The 7432-nt window shown below is 37.1% G+C and carries 5 protein-coding genes; all 5 read right to left on the bottom strand.

What is annotated here, in order from left to right; all coding sequences use genetic code 11:
* Positions 1-185 precede the first annotated feature (185 nt).
* Entirely contained in the window at positions 186-2570 is a 2385-nt protein-coding gene (locus tag ACOVQ4_RS16800) for an alpha-L-rhamnosidase C-terminal domain-containing protein (protein WP_421821779.1), read from the bottom strand.
* A 478-nt stretch (positions 2571-3048) separates the two neighbouring features.
* Positions 3049-4032: a glycosyltransferase family 2 protein gene (locus ACOVQ4_RS16795; RefSeq protein ID WP_421821778.1), complete on the bottom strand. Its 984-nt coding sequence runs from the start codon at positions 4030-4032 to the stop codon at positions 3049-3051.
* Between the two features lie 159 nt (positions 4033-4191).
* Positions 4192-5007, bottom strand: coding sequence for a phytanoyl-CoA dioxygenase family protein (locus ACOVQ4_RS16790; RefSeq protein ID WP_421821777.1), 816 nt, complete (start codon positions 5005-5007; stop codon positions 4192-4194).
* A 107-nt stretch (positions 5008-5114) separates the two neighbouring features.
* Positions 5115-6047: a hypothetical protein gene (locus tag ACOVQ4_RS16785; protein ID WP_421821776.1), complete on the bottom strand. Its 933-nt coding sequence runs from the start codon at positions 6045-6047 to the stop codon at positions 5115-5117.
* A gap of 499 nt (positions 6048-6546) precedes the next feature.
* Positions 6547-7431 (bottom strand): class I SAM-dependent methyltransferase, encoded by an 885-nt coding sequence (locus ACOVQ4_RS16780; protein ID WP_421821775.1) that lies wholly within the window; start codon positions 7429-7431, stop codon positions 6547-6549.
* Position 7432 lies beyond the last annotated feature (1 nt).

Below are 7432 nucleotides of genomic sequence, written 5' to 3'. Positions count from 1 at the left end.
ATTTTTTTAAACTAGATTTATTTTGCCGAAAGCTCAATGCTGAAAGCCGTAAGCTTAAAAAATAAAGCGTTTTTATGAAATTATAAAGCCCTTTTGCCTAAGGCTTACGGCTTACAGCCTAAAGCACTCAATACAAGTCGTGTAAGCCTACCCAGCATAGGATGAATACGCCGATAATATCTTACTCAGAAACGGAATTGATTTAATCCTTTTTTTAATTTTAGCTCATTTCCTTTCCACACTAATTTTCCTTCTACAGGACATTCTATGTGAATTTCCCAGTGATTATTTTTCATAACATAATCACAAACAATTTTGCCTAGTGGATGAGGCATTTGTCCCTGTATTGCCTTCAGACTTCCGAGATGAGGTTCAATTTTTATTTTTGAAAATCCTTGCGCATCAGAGTCAATCCCTAAAACAACACGGTAAAATTCGATATTAGGACTGGCGCCCCATGCGTGACAATCAGACCGCGCATGTTCTATTTCAGAGATTTCTGCCCATGTAGTCAATCCTAAGTCAATATTTCTCTTCCAATCACCAAGCCATCTTAGGTATTCATCTCCCCTCCCAGCTTTTACTAGGGCTTGGTGCAAATAATACTTAAAATAAATTGAAGCAGAAGCCAAAGACTTATCTTGGAGTAATTTTTCAGTTACTTTAGCATAATTATTTGGAGAAAGAACCCCGGTAAGTATTCCCAAGCTATTGGCATGTTGCGAAAAAAAATCTTTTTGTTCTGTATCAGCCAATAATCCTTTTGAAGCATCCCAATACTTTCTGCGAATCATATTTTTTAGTTGAACAACCTTTTGATTGTACATTTCGGCATAGGTTTTCATGCCTAATTGGGCTTCTAGTTCAGCTGCCAACTGATAAGCCCACAATAACTGTAAATCCAACACAGCCGACTCTCCATGATTTCCGAGCGGAGCTTCGCCATTAGACCATCCTTTCCGATTCTCGACCCAATCTGTAAAAATCCAATAAGGGACTTTCCTTAAAGAGCCTTCAGAATTTTGATGTTTTTCAAAAAACCATAATACATTTCTGACGCCTTGGAGTTTTTCTTTGACAAAACCTGCATCATTTCTGTATCTCAGATAATCGTGAAGCATACCAATGTACCATAACGAAAATGTAGGGATTTGCTGGGGCGAATAAGAAGGATGACGGCTCAGTGTTATTCCTTCGGCCATTCGAGAATGATCCATTTGATTCAATGCATTACGAGCCAAACGGTCATCTCCAGCATTAAAATAGGATACTAAGGCCTGAATACGGGCGTCGCCTATGTATTGGAGCTGCTCATAATAGGGACAATCCATATAGGTATCCACAGCGCAAAGTCTGGCAGTTCTCCAACCAACGTTTAAGTATGTCTGAAAATCGAAATTAGTACTCAGTATTTGTGATTTTTGAGTAAAAGGAAATCCTACAAATGTGCTCGAAATTTCGAGTATTTGAAGTGGTTCGCTACTCGTTTGAATATCCAATTGAAGATATCTAAAGGTTCTATAGCTTAGAGATTCAAAAATTTGTGTAGACTTTCCCGAAAGCAGTAGGCTGTCTTTTCTTCCGACAATTACCTTCCCTTCTATTTCATTACGATTATTTTTAAGAATAAACCGCTTCTTCAAAGCCTCTTTATCCATCAAGGCCTCTGCATAAGTCAATCCTATTTGGGTATTCTTTCCATTTTTCATGACTAATTTTGGAAAAGCATTTGTCAGAAAACCTTGATCCAAAAGAATTTTAGCATGTGTGTTTGGAGGGATAACAAAATCCAATTTCTCAAGACTAGCAAACTCCAATACTATTCCTTCCACCTTTCTGAGGCTTGAAAAATACTGTTTTCGTAATTCCATTTGAGGTAAAGAGGAAGGAACTAACATCCAATTATTTATATCAGAGATTCCCTTGGGGCAGGCGCCTCTCCATCCTACTTGTTGCGCAGCTACCCAAGAATCATCATCAAAATTTTCAGAAGCCCAATCAGCAGACAATGCTTTGTTATAGTCCAGTAACTCGCCCGAACCTGCTACATAATAGGTCGGATAACCGACACCCTTTGATAATGGCTGGTAGGCCGCATTGGTAAAACTCTTCCAAGTCGGGTTAGTATCTAAGATTTTCTCCTGAGTAGTATTTCCTGTCAATACAAAAGCCGTTCTATTTGAGATTTGCCCTTCGGCTCGATAATTTCCCTCATTCCACACTATCGAGGCTATTACATTTTTGCCCTTTTTCAGATATGGCGCAATATCGATAGTTTCAAAATTCCAATAGGATAAATCACCTCGGGCTGGTCCTTGCGAAGCCATTTGACCATTTACAAACAACTTATATCGATTATCGGCTGACACATGTACAATAAAATCGGAGGGTACTTCATTCAAAACAAAGTTTTTCCTAAAATGATAAACCCCGTAGTCTTGTGGATTTGAGTGTGGGGCTGCAATCCAATAAGCTGTCCAAACCTTATGTAATATATCTTGATGGATGCTTTGAGCCCGACTGCACAAACCCAAAGCGAAGAGAATGAGTAAAAAGAATAAACGTTTCATTGGATAGTCTGTTATTTTTTAAGAATCATACAAAATAGCTTGGGAAAGTTCTATTTTATAATAATTTATTTATGAAAATAAAAGACTAAATCCAATAAACTGTCATTTACAATCCTTATTAGACTTATATAGAATACATACAAAGTATCTCGAATTCAGAAAGTAAGTCGGATAAATACATTAACAATCTAATTACTGGACAAAAAGAGAAAAGGTATTTAGACTTTTTCAATGAATGCTTAAATACAGTTTAAAACTGTTAAAAAAATGAGTCCAAGACTAAGTCTTGAACTAGTAACCTCAAATTTGTCCAGTAATTAGGTTAACAGTAGATTATTTATTGTAATATATTAATAATCAAAATATTAACTTCTATTCTTCCCTTTGGAATACTATTAATTTAATCTTTCTTGCTACTTACTTAAGTTCTTAGGCATAAAATTAATGTTTTCGTCCATGGGTGCTGGACAAAAGACGGTTATTTTGCTTTTCCCAAAAGCTTCAATAATTGCCATTTTAGGTTTGCGTAAAGCCCCATGAATCCATGAGGAATCACGTAATCCAGCAATACCTTTTTGGTGTGGGCTAAAGAATTAGGTCTTGATAGGTTCAAAGATTTTAGCGCGTAATATCGTGATAAAATTGGATTATCCCCATACTGAATCGAATTGGCCAACATCAGATAATATCTTGCGATATTTTTACGAACTCGAGTATGAAATCTATAGTCTAACTCTTCATCTATACCCTTGTACATACCAATTCTATTGAGCAGAAATTCGGCATCTTGTTTTCCATCTGTAAAGCTCATTCCACCTCCATTTTTACGATAAACGGACATTACTTCGTTCATGTAGTAAAACTTACCATGTTTTCCGAGTAAGATATATCTTGGAATATCACCACTTTTTGACTCATGAAACCATCTTGGATAGGTTTTGATAATACCATGCCTAAACATTACTGCCGAGGTTGCCATATACCATATTTCATCTTCTCCTACCAAGTCATCGATGGTCGTAATAACCTTTTGGTCTGGCTTATTTACATAGTCATCAGGATGTGAACCATCTTCAAAATGGATTAATGCATTATGAAAACAGGCCACAAAATCGGGATTCGCATCCAAAAAATCTACTTGCTTCTGAAGTTTATGAGGACTAGTCCAATAATCATCACCATCCATCGGGGCAATATACTGTCCTTGTGCTTCTGCCAAAGTAGCCATTGTATTATTTTTCCCAAAACCTCCCAAATTAACTGGATGTAACAGCGGTTTAATCAAATGGGGATATTTCTGCTGATATTCCTTAATGATATCGGGAGTGCTGTCGGGCGATGCATCGTCCCCAACAATTACTTCAAATTCAAAATTAACTTGTTGATTAACAATACTATCTAAGGTTTGACGAATATAATTTTCGTGTTTATATGTATGGACGATTACGCTAACTTTAATCATTGAACTTGGTATTAGTCACAATATTGAACAAAATATTCAGTACTGTTTGAGTATCGGTTTACTTAAAAATTAAAATAGTGATTTGGAAAACATGTATGCAAGAAAAACAAAAGACCTGTGAGTTATACCCACAGGTCTGCAAAGATACAAGGAATATTGTTAGGCAAAAATTTGCTCAAGTTGTTCTTTCTTAGGAAAATCTGGAGTAACCAAATTTTCTTCTGGCTTATAAATGTAAGGCATCGGAAAACCACGCTCTTGAAAGGTAGTTTCTGCCATATTATTGTAGCGCAATTGAATCGACCAACGAATATTTTGCGTGATATTATCGCCAGAACGATGCACCAAAAACGCTGAGAAAATCAATAAATCACCCACTTCAAAAGAAGTCTGTACATAATCCTCCTCTGGCAAAGATTCTTGAATCGAACCAGTGTAACCAGAAGTATCAGCTTGTAATAATCCAACGGTATGGCTTGCAGGTATAATTTGTAGAGAACCCAAGTCAGCCCCACAATCCACCAAAGGGAACCACAATACAACGCTATCCAAAGAGCCCTGTCCAGTACGCCAATCTTGGTGGGCACCCAATTTCCAGTGGCTACCACCTTTCGACAAATAGCGGCTATTGAACTGCATGGCTGGTCGAACAGCAATAGTAGGAAATTCATAACCGATTTCCTTCAATAAATTAACAATACGGTCATCTGTACCCAAACGATGCATTGAAATCAAATGCTGTACTTGTTTTCCAGTATTAACGAATGAAGTAAAATCAGCTTGAAAATAATCAAACATCGCTTTTTCGAAGGTATCACGTTCGTTGATATCTACGTCAATACCGAGCACACGTTTAATTTGAATAGCAAAAAGCTGTTTTGCTTCTGAATAAATTTTGCTGATTTCTTCTTTTGAAAAAAAGTTTTTCAAAATCAAATATCCGTCTTTATTGAATTGTTCTTTTGAGGCTGCCATAGCTTAGTGAAATGTTTGGCTAATTGCTTAGCAATGGGTTCAACAATGGCTCAAAATTATAGTACAGGAGTTGGTAAATTTATGATAAATATCAAAAACCTGAGTGACTATTTTTCTGAAACAGCATAAGCAAAACCTGATGCGCCAAAACCATTGCCGTTGTATAACAAATATTTCTTGTCATTATGTTCATAATAATGAGCATAATTTATCATATTATAATCAAAATCTGCTGGATTTTCCGACTTTGCAATCCCTACCAAATCGTCCTTTCTTTCCCATTTGATACCATCCAATGATTCGGCATATCCCATACGGTAGCTTTGATTTCGATCGGTACGATAATCGCGCGTGTGACGGTACGAGTAATACATTTTGTAAATACCATCTTCTTTAAACACACTTGGACGGCCTACGGCATGTAAAAAATCGTCAAATGCCAAAACTACATCACCCGTAGAAGTCCAATGAATCCCATCTTTTGATTCTGCATAACGACAATCATAGAATGGCTCAGGATACCCGTGAATATATTCACACTTCTGCCCTGAAATATGCCACATTCTCCAAACACCGTTATCGTACATAACCGAAGGTTGAGCTGCCCAGATAGGATTGTGAATCGAACGGTCCATAATTGGTCCACGGAACATCTTTTTGAAACTCAAACCGCCATCATGACTTACCGCCAAGCCCATCGACAAGCGGTAAGAATTGTGTGTGCGATTCCAGCCTGTGTAGTATAACCAAATATCGCCATTAGGCATATCAACAAACCAAGAGGGCATTGCACCCGTTTCGTCATATTCGCCTGGACCACCTAATTCCAAAATTGGCTTATCGTGAATATAGCGAATCTGAGTTGGGTCATCATATTCTACATCAATAAAGGTAGGACGCGATTGACCTTGCGCATCTCTGGTAGAAAAATATATTCTCAGAAAATCATCATGCTTGTAGGCAAATGGTACCTGAGCATGTGATTGACTATGAGCTAATGAACCATCTGGTTTATAAACTACTCCTTTTTTAATCCACATAGTACTTCTATTTTGTATGATAAACGTAGCGACAGGAATCCGAAATATATTTTCTAAAACCCCAACGCAACACCCTTCTGTAAGAGTGCAGAATTAGATTTAAGTTAGTGGGCAAAATAGAATTTAATTTTTGTGCCCAAGGCATTCAGGTATCAGCTTTCGGCGGTGGGCTTTGGAAAAAGCATAGTAAAAACATTTTAACACTCTGTGCCTGTTGCCTTGTCCCTAAACACCTAACTTAAATAGTATTCTGCTCGATTACTTAAGCTAGGTGTTTAGGCAAAAGACAAAGAGAATTAAATTGATTTTTTTAACAATAGATATATTTTGCCAAAAGCTCAAAATTAAATTCTATTTTGAGTACTAACTCGAGTAATCCTGCAAAGTTAGATTTAACTTGAGTGCTTTAGGCTGTAAGCCAAAGGCCTTAGGTAAAAGGTCTTCATAATTTTCTTTTTTCTCTAGCTTAAAGCTTATTGCCTAAAAACCTTTAATACATTTATGCCTTTTTTTGAGCATTTCTTTCTGCGCGTATTCTCCAATTATCTTCAAAATCTTTACCCGGGATTTGAAGATTTACATTTACTTCTGGAGTTTTTTCGGTTTTATCAAATGCTAATACATAATATCCAAATCCAAAAATCCAGTGTAACTCAAAATTATCAATATTTTTTGGAAGGTCTTCCAATGGTACTTGGTCGGCAAACATAGGATTGGCAGACATCAAGGTTTGGTATGTTGACTGATCACGCAACCAAGGTGCGACACTCTCGTCTCCTACCACAACACGACCACCAACTTTTACAACACGGTTAAATTCTTCAAATGCTTCTTTACGTTCAGAGAAGGTATTGATACCACCAAAGTGAAAAACTGCATCGAAAGTATTGTCTTCAAATGGCAAATAAGTACCGTTTGCAATAAAATAATTTACGTCAACATCTTCAGGCTGCAAACGCTGTTTTGCCAATCGTAACATATTTGGGGACAAATCTGACAAAAATGCCTGACCACCCGGAGCAATTGCTTTAATGATTAATTCAGAATCTTTTCCTGTTCCAGCACCAACTTCCAATACCTTCATACCCGGTTTCAAACCCAACAAATTAGTCATTTTCTGACGTACTGTAGCCTCATCTGAGTTCAAAGATTCAAAAACCCACGTTACCCCACGGTCATAACGCTGATAGGCATCATTGTAAGCAAGCTGCTCTTTGCGATCTTGCTCAAACAATTCCTTGGGGTATGTCAAATCAACGATATCATTGATTTCATAAGAAATGGGCTCTTCTGTCGAGGTATTATGTAAAGTATTGCCATCTTCAGCCAAGACTAAGGCTGTTTTTGTTTTTGGGCAAATAAATTTTTGTTCGTAGTTACTCATC

The sequence above is a fragment of the Flectobacillus sp. genome (genome assembly GCF_049240685.1).
Classification (GTDB): Bacteria; Bacteroidota; Bacteroidia; order Cytophagales; family Spirosomataceae; genus Flectobacillus.
This window is presented reverse-complemented; position numbering and strand designations above follow the sequence as displayed.

Bases quoted from the DNA above. Each gene is read 5' to 3' on its own strand.
- ACOVQ4_RS16780 (WP_421821775.1), bottom strand. From the start codon at position 7,431: ATGAGTAACTACGAACAAAAATTTATTTGCCCAAAAACAAAAACAGCC.
- ACOVQ4_RS16790 (WP_421821777.1), bottom strand. From the start codon at position 5,007: ATGGCAGCCTCAAAAGAACAATTCAATAAAGACGGATATTTGATTTTG.
- ACOVQ4_RS16800 (WP_421821779.1), bottom strand. From the start codon at position 2,570: ATGAAACGTTTATTCTTTTTACTCATTCTCTTCGCTTTGGGTTTGTGC.
- ACOVQ4_RS16785 (WP_421821776.1), bottom strand. From the start codon at position 6,047: ATGTGGATTAAAAAAGGAGTAGTTTATAAACCAGATGGTTCATTAGCT.
- ACOVQ4_RS16795 (WP_421821778.1), bottom strand. From the start codon at position 4,032: ATGATTAAAGTTAGCGTAATCGTCCATACATATAAACACGAAAATTAT.